Below are 18,313 nucleotides of genomic sequence, written 5' to 3' on the forward strand. Positions count from 1 at the left end.
ATGAGCGACCTTCAGTCACGCCGCGACACTTCGGTGCCTACGCCAGGGCGCCTGTTCCTGGTATTTCGTATCGGCGAGCAGCGCTTTGCCCTGGACACCCATGAGGTAGTGGAGGTGCTGCCGCGCCTGCCACTCAAGCCCATCGCCCACACCCCGCGCTGGGTGGCGGGGGTGCTGGCGCATCGCGGTGCGCTGGTACCGGTGATCGACGTGGGCGACCTGGGGTTCGGCACCCCGGCGCCGCTGCGTACCAGCACCCGGCTGGTGCTGGTGCACTACCGGGGCCAGGCGCAGGCCGAGCCGCAGTTGCTGGGCCTGATCCTGCAGCAGGCCAGCGACACCCTGCGTTGCCACCCCGACGAGTTTCGCCCCTATGGCGTCGACAACCACCAGGCCCCCTACCTGGGGCCGGTGCGCGAAGATGCCCAGGGCCTGATGCAACGCATCAGCGTACAGGACCTGCTGACCGACCAGGCCCGCGCCTTGCTGTACCCGCCCGTGGAGGTGCAGCCATGAGCGACGAGCAGCGGTTCTTTCGATTCTTGCAAGAGCGTATCGGCCTGGATGTCGCCTCGGTTGGCGCGCCGATGGTCGAGCGGGCCCTGCGCCAGCGCTGTGCTGCCCTGCAGGCCCGCGACCTGGACGACTACTGGGTGCGCCTGCAGCAGTCGACCCCGGAGCAGCAGGCGCTGATCGAAGCGGTGATCGTGCCTGAAACCTGGTTCTTCCGTTATCCCGAGTCGTTCAGCGCGCTGGCCGGGCTTGCCCTCAGGCGCCTGGCCGAGCTCAATGGCACCCGGCCGCTGCGGGTGCTCAGCCTGCCGTGTTCGACCGGTGAAGAGCCCTATTCGATTGCCATGGCCCTGCTCGATGCCGGTATCGCCGGCCCCGGGTTTCGCGTCGACGGCATCGATATCAGCCCCAACTCGATCGCCCGCGCCGAACAGGCGGTGTATGGCCGCAACTCCTTTCGCGGCAGTGACATCGCCTTCCGCCAGCGCCACTTCAGCGAGGTGGAGCAGGGCCATCGCCTCGACGAGCGGGTTCGCCAGCAGGTCGAGCTGCAGGTGGGCAACGTGCTCGACCCGGCGCTGCGCACCCGCAGGGGCAGCTACGACTTCGTCTTCTGCCGCAACCTGCTGATCTATTTCGATGTACCCACCCAGCAACGGGTGTTCGACGTACTGAAAAGCCTCACCCATGAAGACGGCGTACTGTTCATCGGCCCGGCCGAAGGCAGCCTGCTGGCACGCATGGGCATGCGCCCGCTGGGTATCGCGCAGTCGTTCGCCTATGTACGGCATATCCCGCAGGAGCCGCCCCCAGTGCTTTCGCCGCCGCCCCCGATGCCTGCACCCAGTCCACGGCGGGCGCCTGCGCCGTTGGCGCGCCGTGCGCCAGCCCCGGCACCGCAGCCTGCCCGGGTTGCGCCCCCAGCCGCCGGCAAGCCTGGCGCCGAACAGCTGCTGGCGCAGATCGCCACGCTGGCCAACGAGGGCCGCAGCGACGAGGCACGCGCGGCCTGCGAACGCTACCTGCAGCAGCATGCACCGGATGCGCAGGTGTATTACTGGCTGGGCCTGCTCAGCGATACCGCCGGCGATGCGGCCCAGGCCGTGAGCCACTACCGCAAGGTGCTGTACCTGCAACCCCAGCACCCCGAGGCCCTGGCGCACCTGGCGGCGCTGCTGGCGTCCCAGGGCGATGAGGTGGGCGCCCGGCGCCTGCAGGAGCGTGCGGCGCGCCGAGAGCGCAGCGAGCGGGAGCCTGAACGATGAGCGGCCAGGCAGAGCTGGGCGTGATGGCCGCCACGGTCGAGGCCATCGACGATTGCTGGAACCGTATCGGTGTGCACGGCGACAAGAGCTGCCCGTTGCTGGCCGAGCATATTCACTGTCGCAACTGCCAGGTGTACGCGGCAGCGGCCACGCGCCTGCTGGACCGCTATGCGCTGGCCCAGGACGCCCATGCGCAGACGCATGTGCAGGCACCGGTGAGTGTCGGGCGCTCGCTGTTGCTGTTTCGCCTGGGCGAGGAATGGCTGGCCCTGGCGACCCGCTGCCTGGTCGAGGTGGCGCCGCTGCAGCCGGTGCACTCCTTGCCGCACCAGCGCTCGCGGGTGCTGCAGGGGGTGGCCAATGTGCGCGGTGCGCTGGTGCCGTGCCTGTCGCTGGGCGACCTGCTGGGGCTCGAGCCCGGCAGCCCGGTGGCGGTGTCGGCGCGGGTCATGCCGCGCATGCTGATCCTGGGTGCCAGCGGCGGCGCCGTGGTGCTGCCGGTGGACGAAGTGGACGGCATCCATGCCCTCGACCCCGGGCAGCCGGCCAGCGACACCGCCACCGATGCACGCTTCACCGAAGCGGTATTGCAGTGGCGCGGTCGCAGCGTGCGGGTGCTGGATGAAGAACAGCTGTTGTCTGCCGTGAACCGGAGCCTGTCATGACCCCAGAGCAAATGCGCGACGCTTCGCTGCTCGAGCTGTTCAGCCTGGAGGCCGAGGCGCAGACCCAGGTGCTCAGCGCCGGCCTGCTGGCCCTGGAACGCAACCCTACCCAGGGTGACCAGCTCGAGGCCTGCATGCGCGCCGCCCACTCGCTCAAGGGCGCGGCGCGCATCGTGGGGATCGACGCCGGGGTCAGCGTCGCCCACGTGATGGAAGACTGCCTGGTCGAGGCCCAGGAAGGCCGCCTGCGCCTGCGCCCCGAGCACATCGATGCGCTGCTGCAGGGCACCGACCTGCTGATGCGCATCGCCACCCTGGGCGGTACGGCCACCGAGGCGGCGGTCCAGGCCTTCGTGGTGCAGATGGCCGTGCTGCTCGATCCGGCCAGTGCGCTGATGGCGACGGGGCCGGCAACCGGCGACGCGCCCGAGCCGACGCAGAATCCTGAACCCGCACCGGCTGCGCCGCAGCCGGTGCCCCCGGCGCCCGAGCCTGAGGCGCTCGCGCAACCGGAGGCGCCTGCCGAGCCCGTGGCCCTTGCGCCGGGCAAGCGCAGCGAAGGCGGCGAGCGGGTGCTGCGGGTCACGGCCGAGCGCCTGAACAGCCTGCTCGACCTGTCCAGCAAGTCGCTGGTCGAAACCCAGCGCCTGAAGCCCTACCTGGCCACCCTGCAGCGCCTCAAGCGCATGCACGGCCAGAGCATTCGCGCCCTCGATACGCTCAAGGCCGAGCTGGACACCGGCGGCCAGCGACCGGAGGTGCAGGAAGCGCTGGCGCAGGCCCAGCGCCTGCTCGGCGAAACCCGCGAGATGCTGCAGCAGCAGGCCGCCGACCTGGACGAGTTCGGCTGGCAGGCCAGCCAGCGCGCGCAACTGCTGTACGACACCGCGCTGGCCTGCCGCATGCGCCCGTTCGCCGACGTGCTCAACGGGCAGAGCCGCATGGTTCGCGACCTGGGGCGGTCGCTGGGCAAGCAGGTGCGTCTGGAGATCGAGGGCGAAAAGACCCAGGTCGACCGTGACGTGCTGGAAAAACTCGAGGCGCCGCTCACCCACCTTCTGCGCAACGCCGTGGACCACGGTATCGAACTGCCCGAGCAACGCCTGCTGGCAGGCAAGCCGGCCGAGGGCCTGATCCGCCTGCGCGCCTCGCACCAGGCCGGCCTGCTGGTGCTGGAACTGAGCGATGACGGTGGCGGCGTCGACCTGCAACGCCTGCGCCACAGCATCGTCGAGCGCCAGTTGTCGCCGGCCGACACCGTGGCGCAGATGAGCGAAGCCGAACTGCTGACGTTCCTGTTCCTGCCGGGGTTCAGCCTGCGCGACAAGGTCACCGAGGTTTCCGGGCGCGGCGTAGGGCTCGATGCGGTGCAGCACAGCGTGCGCCAGTTGCGCGGCTTCATCGACCTCAGCCAGCACAGCGGGCAGGGCAGCCGCTTTCACCTGGAGGTGCCGCTGACCCTGTCGGTGGTGCGCAGCCTGGTGGTCGAGGTGGGGGGCGAGGCCTACGCCTTCCCGCTGGCGCATATCGAACGCACCCTGGACCTGCCCGCCGAGGCCATCGTGCAGATCGAGGGGCGCCAGCATTTCTGGCATGAAGGCCGGCACATCGGCCTGGTGGCCGCCTCCCAGTTGCTCAACCGGCCGCCCAGCCAGGCGGCGGAACAGGCCATCAAGGTGGTGGTCATCCGTGAGCGCGACACCCTGTATGGCGTGGCCGTCGAGCGTCTGATCGGCGAGCGCGTGCTGGTGGTGATGCCGCTGGACGCGCGGCTGGGCAAGGTGCAGGACATCTCGGCCGGGGCCCTGCTCGATGACGGCTCGGTGGTGCTGATCGTGGACGTCGAGGACCTGCTGCGCTCGGTCGAGAAGCTGCTCAGCACCGGCCGCCTGGAACGTATCGAGCGCGGCCAGCGCGCCGCCCGCGAAGCGACGCGCAAGCGCGTGCTGGTGGTGGATGACTCGTTGACCGTGCGCGAGTTGCAGCGCAAGCTGCTGACCAACCGCGGTTACGAAGTGGCCGTCGCGGTGGACGGCATGGACGGCTGGAACGCCTTGCGCAGCGAGGATTTCGACCTGCTGATCACCGACATCGACATGCCGCGCATGGACGGCATCGAACTGGTCACCCTGCTGCGTCGCGACAGCCGGTTGCAGTCGTTGCCGGTGATGGTGGTGTCGTACAAGGACCGCGAGGAAGATCGTCGTCGTGGACTGGACGCCGGGGCCGACTACTATTTGGCCAAGGCCAGTTTTCATGATGATGCCTTGCTGGAAGCCGTGGTGGAGCTTATCGGGGGAGCCCAGGGATGAAGATCGCCATCGTCAACGACATGCCCCTGGCCGTGGAGGCCCTGCGCCGGGCATTGGCGTTCGAGCCGCAGCACGAGGTGATCTGGGTGGCCGGCAATGGCGCCGAGGCGGTGCAGCGCTGCGCCGAGCACACCCCCGACCTGATCCTGATGGACCTGATCATGCCCGTCATGGACGGCGTGGAGGCCACGCGCCAGATCATGGCCCGGACTCCTTGCGCCATCGTGATCGTCACGGTCGACCGCCAGCAGAACGTGCACCGCGTGTTCGAGGCCATGGGCCACGGCGCCCTGGACGTGGTCGACACCCCGGCGGTAGGCGCCGGCAACCCGCGTGAGGCGGCCGCGCCGCTGTTGCGCAAGATCCTCAATATCAGCTGGCTGATCGGCCAGCACGGCAGCAACCGTGTGCGGGCAGTGGCAGCCCCTCAGCGCCAGGGCGCACAACGTCAGCGCCTGGTGGCGATCGGTTCCTCGGCCGGTGGCCCGGCGGCGCTTGAGGTGCTGCTCAAGAGCCTGGAGCAGGATTTCAACGCGGCCATCGTGCTGGTCCAGCACGTCGACCAGGTGTTCGCCGCCGGCATGGCCGAGTGGCTGAGCAGCGCCTCCGGCCTGCCGGTACGCCTGGCCCGCGAGGGCGAAGCACCCCAGCCCGGGCAGGTGCTGCTGGCCGGCACCAACCACCATATCCGCCTGTTGAAGGACGGCACCCTGGCCTACACCGCCGAACCGGTCAACGCGATCTACCGCCCTTCGATCGATGTGTTCTTCGAGAGCGTGGCGCGCTTCTGGCAGGGCGATGCGGTGGGCGTACTGCTGACCGGCATGGGCCGCGATGGCGCACAGGGGCTCAAGCTGATGCGCGAGCAGGGCTTTCTGACCATCGCCCAGGACCAGCAGAGCAGTGCGGTCTACGGCATGCCCAAGGCGGCTGCGGCCATCGATGCCGCCGTCGAGATACGTGCGCTGGAGCGCATTGCGCCGCGCCTGATGGAGATTTTTTCGAAATGACGATGTGTAATGAACCAAACCGGTCGTTCGCCAGGGAGCAGGGCGCGCATGAATGATCTACCGCTCGTGGGGTTCCCGACCACCAATGAAAACTCGGCGATGGTGCTGCTGGTCGACGACCAGGCGATGATCGGCGAAGCCGTGCGTCGCGGCCTGGCCAACGAGGCCAACATCGACTTTCACTTCTGCGCCGACCCGCATCAGGCAGTCGCGCAGGCGATCCGTATCAAGCCCACGGTGATCCTGCAGGACCTGGTCATGCCCGGCCTCGATGGCCTGAGCCTGGTGCGCGAGTACCGCAGCAACCCGGCCACCCAGGACATCCCGATCATCGTGCTGTCGTCCAAGGAAGACGCGCTGGTCAAGAGCGCCGCGTTCGCCGCCGGGGCCAACGACTACCTGGTCAAGCTGCCCGACAACATCGAGCTGGTCGCGCGCATCCTGTACCACTCGCGCTCCTACCTCACCCTGCTGCAGCGTGACGAAGCCTACCGGGCGCTGCGGGTCAGCCAGCAGCAGTTGCTGGACACCAACCTGGTGCTGCAACGGCTGATGAACTCCGACGGCCTGACGGGGCTGTCCAACCGCCGGCATTTCGACGAGTACCTGGAACTGGAATGGCGCCGAGCCATGCGTGACCAGTCGCAGCTGTCGTTGCTGATGATCGACGTCGACTATTTCAAGGCCTTCAACGACTCGTTCGGCCACCTGGCCGGGGACGAGGCGCTGCGCCAGGTGGCCGAGGCGATTCGTGCCTCGTGCAGCCGCCCCAGCGACCTGCCGGCACGCTACGGTGGCGAGGAATTCGCCCTGGTGCTGCCCAACACTTCGCCGGGCGGGGCGCGGCTGGTGGCCGAGAAGCTGCGCCAGACCGTGGTGGGCCTGGCCATCGAGCACAACATGCCGCAGGCGGGCAGCGTGCTGACCATCAGCATCGGCCTGGCCACCCACACGCCGGCAGTCGGCAGCCATTGCCGACAGTTGATCTCGGCGGCGGACAAGGGCCTGTACCAGGCCAAGAATGGCGGGCGCAACCAGGTCGGGGTGGCCTGACAGACCGCCATCGCGGGTCAAGCCCGCTCCCACGGGCATCGTGCTGCCCTTGTGGGGGCGGCTGATCCGCGATCAGGCGCCGGCTTCTCCAAAGGCCGCCCGACGGGCTGCCGCGCACCTGCAGACTCGTTTATACTCTCCGGCTTTTCACAGAATACGCACGAGAGCTGCCCGCCCATGGAAATCCAACCGATCCTGAACACCATCAAGGACCTGACCGAGCGCTCCGAATCCATTCGGGGGTATCTTTGACTACGATCACAAGCATGACCGCCTGATCGAAGTCAACCGCGAGCTCGAAGACCCGAACGTCTGGAACAAGCCCGAGTACGCCCAGGAACTGGGCCGCGAACGCGCCATGCTGGCGCAGATCGTCGACACCCTGGACGAACTGTCCGGCGGCCTGGTCGACGCCCGCGAGCTGCTCGACATGGCTGTCGAGGAGAACGACGAAGGCGCCGTCAATGACGTCGTCGAAGTGCTCCAGGGCCTGGAAGACTCCCTGGCCCAGCTCGAATTCCGTCGCATGTTCAGCGGCGAGATGGACATGAACAACGCCTACCTGGACATCCAGGCCGGTTCCGGCGGCACCGAGGCCCAGGACTGGGCCAACATCCTGCTGCGCATGTACCTGCGCTGGGCGTCCAAGCGTGGTTTCGACGCCACCATCATGGAACTGTCCGAAGGCGACGTGGCCGGCATCAAGGGCGCCACCGTGCACATCAAGGGCGAGTACGCCTTTGGCTGGCTGCGCACCGAGATCGGTGTGCACCGTCTGGTGCGCAAGAGCCCGTTCGACTCCGGCGCACGCCGCCATACTTCGTTCTCGGCGGTGTTCGTGTCCCCCGAGATCGACGACAAGGTCGAAATCGAGATCAACCCGTCCGACCTGCGTATCGACACCTACCGCTCCTCGGGTGCCGGCGGCCAGCACGTGAACACCACCGACTCGGCGGTGCGTATCACCCACGTGCCGACCAACACCGTGGTCAGCTGCCAGAACGAACGTTCCCAGCACGCCAACAAGGACACCGCCATGAAGATGCTGCGGGCCAAGTTGTACGAGCTGGAGATGCAGAAGCGCAACGCCGCGTCGCAGGCCCTGGAAGACAGCAAGTCGGACATCGGCTGGGGTCACCAGATCCGTTCGTACGTGCTCGACGCCTCGCGGATCAAGGATCTGCGCACCAACGTCGAACGCAGCGACTGCGACAAGGTGCTCGACGGCGATATCGACGAGTACCTGGAAGCCAGCCTCAAGCAGGGGCTGTAAGTTTCGCGACCCGCTACAAGACCCTCGCCTGCGGGCGGGGGCAATGAACCCCTGATGGAAAATGTGACCACATGAGCGACCTCAAACTCGACCCGCAAGACCTGCAACAGGAAGAAAACACCCTGATTGCCCTGCGCAAGGAAAAGCTTGCCGCAGAGCGCGCCAAGGGCAACGCCTTCCCCAACGACTTCCGCCGTGACAGCTACTGCAACGACCTGCAGAAACAGTATGTCGACAAGACCAAGGAAGAGCTGGAAGCTGCAGCGATCCCGGTCAAGGTTGCCGGTCGCATCATGCTCAACCGTGGCTCGTTCATGGTGATCCAGGACATGACCGGGCGCATCCAGGTCTACGTCAACCGCAAGACCCTGCCCGAGGAAACCCTGGCAGCGGTCAAAACCTGGGACCTGGGCGACATCATCAGCGCCGAAGGCACCCTGGCCCGTTCGGGCAAGGGCGACCTGTACGTCGAGATGACCAACGTGCGCCTGCTGACCAAGTCGCTGCGCCCGCTGCCGGACAAGCACCACGGCCTGACCGACACCGAGCAGCGCTATCGCCAGCGCTACGTCGACCTGATGGTCAACGAGGAAACCCGCCACACCTTCCGTGTGCGCTCGCAGGTCATCAACCATATTCGCAACTTCCTCATCCAGCGCGACTTCCTGGAAGTGGAAACGCCGATGCTGCAGACCATCCCCGGTGGCGCTGCGGCCAAGCCGTTCGAAACCCACCACAACGCGCTGGACATGCCGATGTTCCTGCGCATCGCGCCGGAGCTGTACCTCAAGCGTCTGGTGGTCGGTGGTTTCGAGAAGGTCTTCGAGATCAACCGCAACTTCCGTAACGAAGGCGTCTCGACCCGGCACAACCCCGAGTTCACCATGCTCGAGTTCTACCAGGCCTACGCCGACTACGAAGACAACATGGACCTCACCGAAGAGCTGTTCCGCGAGCTGGCGCAGCTGGTGCTGGGCAGCACCGACGTGCCGTACGGCGACAAGGTGTTCCACTTCGGCGAGCCGTTCGTGCGCCTGTCGGTGTTCGACTCGATCCTCAAGTACAACCCCGAGCTGACCGCCGACGACCTCAACGACATCGACAAGGCCCGTGCCATCGCCAAGCAGGCCGGCGCCAAGGTGCTGGGCTTCGAAGGCCTGGGCAAGCTGCAGGTGATGATTTTCGAAGAGCTGGTCGAGCACAAGCTGGAGCAGCCGCACTTCATCACCCAGTACCCGTTCGAAGTGTCGCCGCTGGCCCGTCGCAATGACCAGAACCCGAACGTCACCGACCGCTTCGAACTGTTCATCGGCGGCCGCGAGATCGCCAACGCCTACTCCGAGCTCAACGATGCCGAGGACCAGGCCGAGCGCTTCATGGCCCAGGTGGCCGACAAGGACGCCGGCGACGACGAGGCCATGCACTACGATGCCGACTTCGTGCGCGCCCTGGAGTACGGCATGCCGCCCACTGCCGGTGAGGGCATCGGTATCGACCGCCTGGTGATGCTGCTGACCAACTCGCCGTCGATCCGCGACGTGATCCTGTTCCCGCACATGCGCCCGCAGGCCTGAGTGTCTTGAACAAGCCGCCTCTAGGGGCGGCTTTTTCATGTCTGCGACAAGCTGATCGATCAGTCAGCATTCAACGAGGTAGACCCCAGTGACGACTGCAATGGCTCAACAAGGTGCTGCTGGCGTGGCCACAGCGGTAGCCGAAAGTGTTCAGTACCAGGGGCGCAAGGCCAGCCGCCAGGGCAGCGAGCAGCGCCGTCAGCAGATCCTCGACGCGGCCATGCGCATCATCGTGCGCGATGGCGTGCGCGGCGTGCGCCACCGTGCGGTGGCCGCCGAGGCCGGTGTGCCGCTGTCGGCCACCACCTATTATTTCAAGGACATCGAAGACCTGCTCACCGACACCTTCGCCCAGTATGTCGAACGCAGCGCGGCCTACATGGCCAAGCTGTGGGAAAACACCGAGGTGCTGTTGCGCCAGCTGATCGCCAAGGGCGACGGCAGCCCCGGCGCCCGCGCGCAGCTGGCCGACGAAGTGGCGAAGATGGGCGCCGAGTACGTGCAGCGCCAGTTGCACAACCGCCGCGACTTTCTGATGGCCGAGCAGGCGTTTCGCCAGGAAGCGCTGCTGTGCCCGCGGCTGGCCGAACTGGTGCGCCTGCATGCGCAGATCCTGCTGCGCGGCACCTGCCAGCTGTTGCAGGTGGTGGGTTCGCGCCAGCCACAGCAAGATGCCATAGTGTTGACGGCCATCATCGAGCAGATGGAATATCAGGGCCTGCTCGATGCTGCACAACCCCAGGCCGAAGCGCAGATGCTCGCTATCCTTACCCGATACCTGCATCTGGTGCTGGCATCGGCCTGAGGCTCTACCTAATTCAAGGAGTATCGGATGAAAGCCTGGCGTGTGCTGTTGGCCCTGTCGTTTGTGCTGTTGAGTGGTTGCCTGGTGACGTTCAACGAGCCGATCCCGACCAACCAGCCGGCGCCCAAGGCCCTGCTCGGCAAATGGACCAGCAAGGACGCCTGGGGCGAGCCGCTGACGTTGCAGATCAGCCGCAGGGGCGACAACGCCTACAAGGCGGTGGCCACCGCCAAGGGCAAGAAGCCTGAAACCTACGCCTTCACCGTGGCCCGCCATGGCAACCGCTGGTACCTCTCGGCCGCCGTGCCCAAGCGCCTGGGGGGCAACTTCCTGATCGGCGGCTTCGAGGTGATCGACAACAAGCAACTGGTGATCTACAACCTGGATGTCGAGCAGATCAACCAGGCCCTGAAGAACAAGGAACTGAGCGGTCGCGCCATCGAGGTACCGGAGGAAAACGGCCAGGGCGTGCTCATCGACAGCCCGGCGGCGCGGGTGCTGGCCTACCTGGACGACCCGGCCAACTCCGACCTGTTCATCGAAGTCGCACGTTTTCAGCGGGCCGGCAAGTAGGCTGGCCAACACAAGGAGTTTCGGGTGGACGAGTACCAGCAGACGATACGCACCCTGTCTGATCGCATTGTCCTGGCGCAAACCCCCATTCGCGTACTCGATGCGGTGAAATGGGACGACAGCATTCGCCAGGGTTTCCTCAAGGCCAAGGGCCGGGAAATGCCGGCCGTGGACCGCGCCTACTATCAGGGCAGGCCCTTGTCGTTCGACTCCAGCGCGGTGAAGCTCGAGTTCCAGAACATCGAGCGCGACATCACCCGCCAGCTCGGCCAGTTCAACCCGGTCGGGCAGATCATGCGGCGCATGTGCAAGGAATACCGCATGGTGGTGCGCATGCTCGAGGCGCGCGGCACCGAAGACTTCGGCCTGATTTCCCAGGAGCTTTACGGCGCCGCCTCCGACGCCTTCCATGCCGGCGACCCGACCCTGGCCGACCTGGGCCTGATGCTCTCGGACTACCTGAACAACATCGACGGGCGCGGCGACCTCAAGGACGAACCCAAGGACCTCACCGCCAAGCAGGCCGTGGAGCTGCTCCAGGGCCGCCTGAACAAGGTGTTCGGCGAGGCCGAGGAAACCATCCGCGTGTTCGAGTCCGACGGTATCGTCGCCGACGCGGCGGCGGGCGCCGACTACATCAAGATCCGCAGCGACGCGATGTTCAACAGCCGCGACGTGCGCGCGCTGGAGGTGCATGAAGGGCTGGTGCACGTGGGCACCACGCTCAACGGCCTCAACCAGCCGATCTGCACCTTCCTGGCCAAGGGCCCGCCCTCGTCGACGGTGACCCAGGAAGGCCTGGCGATCCTGATGGAAGTGATCGCCTTTGCCTCCTACCCCAGCCGCCTGCGCAAGCTCACCAACCGCACCCGCGCCATCCACATGGTCGAGGAGGGGGCGGACTTCATGCAGGTGTACGAGTTCTTCCGTGCCCAGGGGTTTGAAATGGCCGAAAGCTATGGCAATGCCAGCCGCGTGTTCCGCGGCTCGCTGCCCAATGGCCTGCCATTCACCAAGGACTTGTCCTACCTCAAGGGCTTCATCATGGTTTACAACTACATTCAGTTGGCCGTGCGCAAGGGCAAGCTGGAGCAGATTCCGTTGCTGTTCTGCGGCAAGACCACCCTGGAAGACATGCGCACCCTGCGCCAACTGGTCGATGAAGGCCTGGTGGAGCCACCCAAGTACCTGCCCGAGCAGTTCCGCGACCTGAACGCGCTGTCGGCCTGGATGTGTTTTTCCAACTTCCTCAACCATCTGAGCCTGGACCGGATTGAAGCCGATTATTCGAACATTCTCTGAGCACTGGCGGGTCGGGCTGCTGGCCGCGCTGCTGAGCCTGGCCGGCTGCAGTTCGCTGTTGTTCTACCCCGAGCGTGGCCTGCCGTTCACGCCCGAGAAGGCCGGGCTGGCCTACCGCGACGTGAGCCTGACCACCGAGGACGGCACGCGCCTGCACGGCTGGTGGTTGCCGGCCAAGGCCGGGGTGCCGGTCAAGGGCACGGTACTGCACCTGCATGGCAATGGCGGCAACCTGGCCTGGCATCTGGGCGCCAGCTGGTGGCTGCCCGAGCAGGGCTACCAGGTGCTGCTGGTGGACTACCGGGGGTACGGGGTGTCCCAGGGCGAACCGACCCTGCCGGCGGTGTACCAGGACATCGCCGCGGCGCTGGACTGGTTGCAGCAGGCTCCCGAAGTGCAGGGCAAGCCGCTGGTGCTGCTGGGGCAGAGCCTGGGCGGGGCGATGGGCATTCACTACCTGGCGCAGCATCCCGAGCAGCGCCAGCGCTTCAAGGCCCTGGTGTTCGACGGGGTGCCGGCCAGCTACCGCAAGGTGGGCCAGTTTGCCCTGAGCACTTCCTGGCTGACCTGGCCGTTCCAGGTGCCGTTGTCGTGGCTGGTACCCGATGGCGACAGCGCCATCGGGTCGATCGACCAGCTGAGCACACCGCCCAAGCTGTTCTTCCACAGCATCGACGACCCGATCGTGCCGTTGGCCAACGGCCTGGCGCTGTACCGCGCCGCGCCGCCACCGCGGGTTCTGCAACTGACCCGTGGCGGGCATGTGCAGACCTTCGCCGACAAGACCTGGCGCCAGGTGATGCTGCGCTTTCTGGATGACCCCGAGCATTTCAACGGGCTGCGGCGCTTGGCCGAAGTCCCCAATTACCCTGACGAGAAGTCGCAATGAGTGAAGAACGCAACGCCATCCCGCTGATCATTACCGGTATCTGCAGCATCATCGGTACGGTGGGCGTGCTCTGGTACTACGGCTACCTGCATTTCGCCAAGCCCCAGGATGCACTGTTGCTGGCCGACTACACCATGCTCAAGACGGTGCCGGGGGAGGACTACAAGATCTCGCTCAAGCCGGCGGCGCAGGTGGCGCAGTGCATCGATGGCGTGCTGGTGCTGTTCGACACCGAACAGAAGGGCCTGACCGGCGTGCTGGTGGACAACCGCAAGCAGGCGGTGCGCTGCATGGGGCAGGAGACGCCCCAGCAGGTCCAGCAGTAAGCGGTTCCCGGTACGCCGCGTGAACACCTGCGGCGTACCGGGCACGCGTCAGCTACGTGACGAAGGGCCCGGGCGCGGCTCGCGCAGAATGGTCCTGGTCAGTTCCATGCGGGCCTGTTCGACCCGTTTCATCAAGGCCTGGTAGGCCGCGCGGTATTCGCTGCTGTTGAGCGACAGCATGTCCGGCAGCGCTTCATGCAGGCCCAGCCGACCACTCAGGTGCAGGATGTCGCGCAGGCGCGCCTGTTCATCCTCGCTCAAGGGCGGCGGCAGTTCTTCGTTGCTGACGGCGTCCAGGTATTCGCTGATTCGATCCCGCCAGCGGTTGACCTGCTCCAGTTGCGGTGACGCGGCAAAATCCAGGTAGCGCTGCCAGTAGGCCTGCCCATAGAGGTAGTCGGGCAACTGGCTCATCTGGGAGCGCAACACGGCCTCGCAGGCTTCATCGAGCATGGCCGGGGTAACCCAGCGGGTGTAGCCGGTGAAGGCCTGGGTGGCCGGCTGGTCGCGCAGCCCCAGGCGCGTGGTCAACGCGATCCTGAAATGCAGTTCGATTTCGCTGTAGTCGATCTGGTGCCCCAGGCGGCGCCAGCCCGGCAGGTTGGCGCTGACATGCTCGCGCAGGCGCAGTGCGCGCCAATGGCTGATCGCCATGTCGATCAGTTCGCCCTCGGCTGCAGCATCGCCCACGCTGGCCAGCGCCAGGTCGGCGTGCAGCAGGTTTTCCAGTTGCGAGAACACCACCGCATCGCGGTCGATGCAACTCACCGCCTCGAGTGCCACCTCATACAGGGTTCTGCGCAGGTCCTGGCCGAAAGCCCCCCGGATCAATGCCTGGATTCGCGTGCGCATTGCCGTGTGCCTTGGCGGCAAGGCGTGCAGACGGTCCTGGCGCAGCAGCAAGGCGAAGAACTCGATCACCGCCGAGCCGTTGTCTTCGAGCAATTGCCGGGCCCGTGCCTGATCGTCAGCGGACATGCCTTCGAACAGGCGCGGTGCGTCGCGCAGTGCCGTGGCGTGGCGCACCGAGGCCGGTTCGACGTCGGTGGAGCCCTGCGAGTCGGAGCTCCCGGCGCTGGATGCATCGGAGTCCTGCAGCGTGTTGCCCGTGGCGATCATGTCGTCCTCGAACCGCTGGCGCTGTGATTCGGGCAGGTACTCGTATGCCATGCGCAGGCCGCGTACAAGGCCGGCCCCTTCGGGCACGCTGGCAATGGCCAGCCCGCGCAGGTCGGCGCTGTGCACCCGGGGCAGCCGCTCAAGGCCCGTGGGCCACTGGTCGACGGGCGAGGCCAGGTACGACAGGTCGAGCTCTTCCAGGGCCTGCAGGCGGGTCACGTCCGGCATGCGTGAAAGCGGGTTGGCGGACAGGTCGAGGCTGACCAGGCGCTGCAGGCCACCCAGATCGAGGATGTCCTGTTCGCTCAAGCTGATGAGGTTCTGCGCCAGGTTCAGGGTGTGCAGGTGCGTTGCCTGCTGCAGTGCGGCGAAAACGCCCTGTTCGAAGCGCGCGCTCGAGCCCTGCAGGGTCAGAATGCGCAGCGAGTCGCGGGTCAGCAGACGGGTCATGTGCTGGGCCGTCCAGCTGAAGTCGGGCACGTCGATGTCGTTCAGGATCAGGGTCTGCAAGCCGCTCAGGGTGCCCAGTTCGGCCAGGCGGGTCGGGGTCAGCCGGGTACGCGACAGGTTCAGGTGGCTGAGCCGGTGCAGGTTCTCCAGATCTTGCGGCAGCTCGGTCAGGGGCAGATTGACCAGTTCCAGCCTGTGCAGGTTCGGAAAGTGCTGCACGAAGGCTGCCAGGCCGTCGATGCGCGGTGTATCCAGGACCCTCAGCGCCACCACTGCCGGCAACGTCACCGACAACGGTGGCAACGCCTGCTGGCTGTCGATGCGAACCTCGTCCCGCCGGCGCAGAATGCGGCATTCCCAGGCCCGCACCAGCTGCTGCGCCACCTCTGTGCGCTCGGCGTGGGCCGTGGCGTCGGCACTTTGCTCGACCCACCGATCCAGGCTGCCATCGAGTTGCAGGCGCTCCTGTTCCAGCTGCGTCACGTGCGCGCCGATGGGCTGGTTCTGGCTGAGCAGGTGGGCGATGTAGGCATTGACGTAGCGGCGCGCAATGGGCAGCCGATGGTGGCTGATCAGGCGTTCGAGGCGGGTATGCAGTGGTTCGCGATTGAACATGTTCTGCTCGCCACGGCTGGGACTGCGTTGGGCCGGGGCATTGGCGGTGGTGGTCAACCAGCTTCTTTGCACCGGCAGGCCCAGCAGCAGGCGGGCGCGGGTGGGGCGCGCCAGTGCCATCTCCATCAGGCGCTGGTGCAGGCGCTGCGGCTCGTTGAGTCCGAAGCCCAGGCGGGTGCTGCGCGACTCGCCCAGTGCATGCAGCAATGCGCGGTAGAACCCGAACTCGCTGGTGTCCTGGGCCAGCAGCACCTGGGTCGCGCTGATTGCGTGCCAGCCCTCGTCTTCATCCAGGTACACCGAGGTGGTATCGACATCGGTCTGGCCCAGCGCTGCAAGCGGGGTGCCGAACCGTGCGCCGCTGCGCAACAGCAGCGCGGTACCGGCCGGCCAGTGGTCCAGGTGTTCGAGCAGGCGCACGGCCAGGATGAAGGTGTCCTGGTTGATCGAGGCCGGCTGGGTAAAGCCCTCCAGGGCATTGCTCAGGCGCGCGTCATGGTCGAGGGCACGCGCCTGCTCGGCCACGTCCAGAGGCAGGGGCAGCGGCGGGGTCGCCTGCAGCGGGGCATAGATGCGCTGGCGGTTTTCGTCCAGCAGTCGTTGCGCGACACTCAGTGGCAGGTTCGGATAGCGTTGCTGGAGCTCCAGCACCGCATGATCGGTATCCAGTTGTGCCAGTTCGAAGCGGTGCAAGGCGATCGCCCGATTGAGCCGAGGTGACCAGGCATCGTACAGGTCGGCCGGCGGCGGGTTGCAGCCAGTGGTGCAGGGGGTGGCGGTGTCGCCGGGGGGCGGGGTCGAATCGCCGCTGCGACGGGTTCGCCTCGATGCCGGTTCCTTGCCCAGATAGACGGCCACGGCCCGGTAGAAGGCCTGCAGCTGGGGCACATCATCGATTTCGGGTACCGCCAGCCCCTGGGCGATCAGGGCCATGCTGCGCGCTACCTGGTCCTGAATGCGTGCCCGCTGCAGCACATGCACCAGCAGCGCGGGCGCGGGTCGGTCGCGCAGGTACATCTGGCGCAGGCTTGAATTGTCAGCCCCGCTGACGCGACCCAGCTCCAGCAGGCGCGCATCGTCGAAGCCGGCCGCGAGCGGCCCCATGCGACGCAGCAGCGACAGGCGTTCCCAGCGCTGGGGCTGCTCGTGGCGATGGTGCCAGGCTCCGGCACCGTTGTGGTACAGAGGCGGGCAGTAGGCATCCTTGTCGGTGGGGTGGCGTATCTGCCAGTGGCCCTCGGGGGCCTGCTCCACCCGGTAGAACGCCTGGTTGATCATGATCGCCTTGTGCGCGCCCTGGGTGTAGAGCCCCATGGCATCGGGTTGCCCGGTCGGGGAGCTGGCGGCGTCAAGGCGGTAACTGCTCAGGTCGGGTAGCCAGCGCCGATAGTCGGCGGGTGCCGGCTTGATCACACGCAGCGGTGTGACCCACTGCGAAGGTGCCTGGCCTTCGTCTTCCTCGGTGCAGCACAGGCCCGCGCCGGCGCCGATCAGCAGATGCGCTTCGAGGGCGCTGGCGAACGGGGTGCACAGGGTGTTCAGGCTGTCGGCCTGCTGCGGTGTGGTCGGGATCAGCAGGCGCGCATCGTCGAGCAGGCGCTCGATCATGTGCTTCTGCACGAACCAGCGCAGCCCCTGGTCCAGGGCGCTGGTGTCCATCGGCAGGTCCAGCATCGCGTCGCTGGCCTGCCAACTGCTCACCACCCGCTGCTGGTGACGCAGGGGGATGAAGCGCAGAAAGTACTGCTGGAAGGCGGTGCTCGCCAGCGCGCCGCGCAGGCTGGCAAAAAAGTGCGTGCGCGAGGGGTACTGCTTCAGCGGGTGCTGCGTGTGGCCCGGCATGTACGCGACGCACGGGGCATCGTCCACCGGCGGGCCGAGCAGAAGGATGCCGGGCACCAGCAGGTCGTCGAACAGCCTGAGCGATGCGCACACCGTTACATCCGGGCCGAAGTACGGGCCCTGTTGCGGGAACTCCACCGAACCGTCCGGATAGGCGCCGATGATCCACTCGAGCAACTGCCTGCCTTGCCTGCCCAGGTGGCCCCGGATGTGCGCGATGCTGTATTCCTCGCGCAGGGTCGCCAGGTAGGCATCCTGCTTGGCGTCAAGCAGCGTACGGCGCTGGAGCATGGCCTGCAGGTAGGTCAGGTAGACCTCGTCCAGGCTCCTGCGCTGCTGCACGCGATGGAACACCTGTGCGGTGACGGTGGCGAAGTCCTTCGCAGACAGGTCCAGAAGGTTGTAGGTGTACAGGCTCTGAACCTGCGCGAATGCCTGCGTTGCCCGCCGTCGGGCCAGCCGGCCCAGTACCTGGTACTGGTGCAGCTGGCGTCGTTGCTCGGGGCTGGCCTGCTGCAGCCAGGCCGGTTGCTCCTGGGTTTCGAGCGGCGAGAACAGGGTATCGAATTGACGCACCCGCGCGTCGGTGTTGGAAGTGGGCATGGTGCACAGTCCTTGTGGAGGGGGAATGTGGCATTGATCCAGAGGCCCGGCAGGTGGCGGTGGTAGTTATTTGCGCAAGGGGCAGGCAAAAAAAATCCCGCCCTGTAACAGGCGGGATTCTGCG

General features: G+C 66.5%; 14 protein-coding genes. 13 read left to right on the forward strand and 1 reads right to left on the reverse strand.

Annotated features, from left to right (window positions below):
* From NJH59_RS13765 to NJH59_RS13825, 13 genes are all read left to right on the forward strand, one after another.
* Entirely contained in the window at positions 1–516 is a 516-nt protein-coding gene (locus NJH59_RS13765) for a chemotaxis protein CheW (RefSeq protein WP_043863206.1), read from the forward strand.
* Positions 513–1,778, forward strand: a complete 1,266-nt coding sequence (locus NJH59_RS13770) for a CheR family methyltransferase (RefSeq protein ID WP_078480084.1) — start codon at positions 513–515, stop codon at positions 1,776–1,778. Before NJH59_RS13765 ends, NJH59_RS13770 begins: the two co-directional genes overlap by 4 nt.
* Positions 1,775–2,443, forward strand: a complete 669-nt coding sequence (locus tag NJH59_RS13775; protein ID WP_043863208.1) for a chemotaxis protein CheW — start codon at positions 1,775–1,777, stop codon at positions 2,441–2,443. The genes NJH59_RS13770 and NJH59_RS13775 overlap by 4 nt, the downstream gene beginning before the upstream one ends.
* Positions 2,440–4,755 (forward strand): hybrid sensor histidine kinase/response regulator, encoded by a 2,316-nt coding sequence (locus NJH59_RS13780; protein ID WP_253086889.1) that lies wholly within the window; start codon positions 2,440–2,442, stop codon positions 4,753–4,755. The genes NJH59_RS13775 and NJH59_RS13780 overlap by 4 nt, the downstream gene beginning before the upstream one ends.
* Entirely contained in the window at positions 4,752–5,765 is a 1,014-nt protein-coding gene (locus NJH59_RS13785; RefSeq protein WP_043863210.1) for a chemotaxis response regulator protein-glutamate methylesterase, read from the forward strand. Before NJH59_RS13780 ends, NJH59_RS13785 begins: the two co-directional genes overlap by 4 nt.
* A gap of 48 nt (positions 5,766–5,813) precedes the next feature.
* Positions 5,814–6,818 (forward strand): PleD family two-component system response regulator, encoded by a 1,005-nt coding sequence (locus tag NJH59_RS13790; protein WP_088514557.1) that lies wholly within the window; start codon positions 5,814–5,816, stop codon positions 6,816–6,818.
* Between the two features lie 177 nt (positions 6,819–6,995).
* Positions 6,996–8,091 (forward strand): peptide chain release factor 2 gene (prfB, locus tag NJH59_RS13795; RefSeq protein WP_100633065.1). Its coding sequence is split into 2 segments (ribosomal slippage): positions 6,996–7,067 and positions 7,069–8,091, totalling 1,095 coding nucleotides; the frame shifts between segments, so codons are not numbered across the junction.
* A 71-nt stretch (positions 8,092–8,162) separates the two neighbouring features.
* Entirely contained in the window at positions 8,163–9,665 is a 1,503-nt protein-coding gene (gene lysS / locus NJH59_RS13800; RefSeq protein WP_043863213.1) for a lysine--tRNA ligase, read from the forward strand.
* Between the two features lie 100 nt (positions 9,666–9,765).
* Entirely contained in the window at positions 9,766–10,470 is a 705-nt protein-coding gene (locus NJH59_RS13805; protein WP_043863214.1) for a TetR/AcrR family transcriptional regulator, read from the forward strand.
* Between the two features lie 27 nt (positions 10,471–10,497).
* Positions 10,498–11,043, forward strand: coding sequence for a hypothetical protein (locus tag NJH59_RS13810; RefSeq protein WP_253086890.1), 546 nt, complete (start codon positions 10,498–10,500; stop codon positions 11,041–11,043).
* 24 nt (positions 11,044–11,067) lie between these two features.
* On the forward strand, positions 11,068–12,345 hold the full coding sequence (locus NJH59_RS13815; RefSeq protein WP_253086891.1) for a flavohemoglobin expression-modulating QEGLA motif protein: 1,278 nt from the start codon (positions 11,068–11,070) through the stop codon (positions 12,343–12,345).
* Entirely contained in the window at positions 12,317–13,234 is a 918-nt protein-coding gene (locus NJH59_RS13820; protein ID WP_058541471.1) for an alpha/beta hydrolase, read from the forward strand. Before NJH59_RS13815 ends, NJH59_RS13820 begins: the two co-directional genes overlap by 29 nt.
* Positions 13,231–13,560 carry a hypothetical protein gene (locus NJH59_RS13825; RefSeq protein ID WP_043863218.1) on the forward strand — a complete coding sequence of 110 codons (330 nt, stop codon included), beginning with the start codon at positions 13,231–13,233 and terminating at the stop codon, positions 13,558–13,560. Before NJH59_RS13820 ends, NJH59_RS13825 begins: the two co-directional genes overlap by 4 nt.
* A 48-nt stretch (positions 13,561–13,608) precedes the next feature.
* On the opposite strand, the gene NJH59_RS13830 is transcribed toward NJH59_RS13825, so the two are convergent.
* Positions 13,609–18,189 (reverse strand): protein phosphatase 1 regulatory subunit 42, encoded by a 4,581-nt coding sequence (locus NJH59_RS13830; RefSeq protein WP_253086892.1) that lies wholly within the window; start codon positions 18,187–18,189, stop codon positions 13,609–13,611.
* Positions 18,190–18,313 lie beyond the last annotated feature (124 nt).

Source organism: Pseudomonas sp. VE 267-6A (assembly GCF_024126555.1).
Classification (GTDB): domain Bacteria; phylum Pseudomonadota; class Gammaproteobacteria; order Pseudomonadales; family Pseudomonadaceae; genus Aquipseudomonas; species Aquipseudomonas palmensis.

Bases quoted from the DNA above. Each gene is read 5' to 3' on its own strand.
- NJH59_RS13765 (WP_043863206.1), top strand. From the start codon at position 1: ATGAGCGACCTTCAGTCACGCCGCGACACTTCGGTGCCTACGCCAGGG.
- NJH59_RS13770 (WP_078480084.1), top strand. From the start codon at position 513: ATGAGCGACGAGCAGCGGTTCTTTCGATTCTTGCAAGAGCGTATCGGC.
- NJH59_RS13775 (WP_043863208.1), top strand. From the start codon at position 1,775: ATGAGCGGCCAGGCAGAGCTGGGCGTGATGGCCGCCACGGTCGAGGCC.
- NJH59_RS13780 (WP_253086889.1), top strand. From the start codon at position 2,440: ATGACCCCAGAGCAAATGCGCGACGCTTCGCTGCTCGAGCTGTTCAGC.
- NJH59_RS13785 (WP_043863210.1), top strand. From the start codon at position 4,752: ATGAAGATCGCCATCGTCAACGACATGCCCCTGGCCGTGGAGGCCCTG.
- NJH59_RS13790 (WP_088514557.1), top strand. From the start codon at position 5,814: ATGAATGATCTACCGCTCGTGGGGTTCCCGACCACCAATGAAAACTCG.
- lysS (WP_043863213.1), top strand. From the start codon at position 8,163: ATGAGCGACCTCAAACTCGACCCGCAAGACCTGCAACAGGAAGAAAAC.
- NJH59_RS13805 (WP_043863214.1), top strand. From the start codon at position 9,766: ATGGCTCAACAAGGTGCTGCTGGCGTGGCCACAGCGGTAGCCGAAAGT.
- NJH59_RS13810 (WP_253086890.1), top strand. From the start codon at position 10,498: ATGAAAGCCTGGCGTGTGCTGTTGGCCCTGTCGTTTGTGCTGTTGAGT.
- NJH59_RS13825 (WP_043863218.1), top strand. From the start codon at position 13,231: ATGAGTGAAGAACGCAACGCCATCCCGCTGATCATTACCGGTATCTGC.
- NJH59_RS13830 (WP_253086892.1), bottom strand. From the start codon at position 18,189: ATGCCCACTTCCAACACCGACGCGCGGGTGCGTCAATTCGATACCCTG.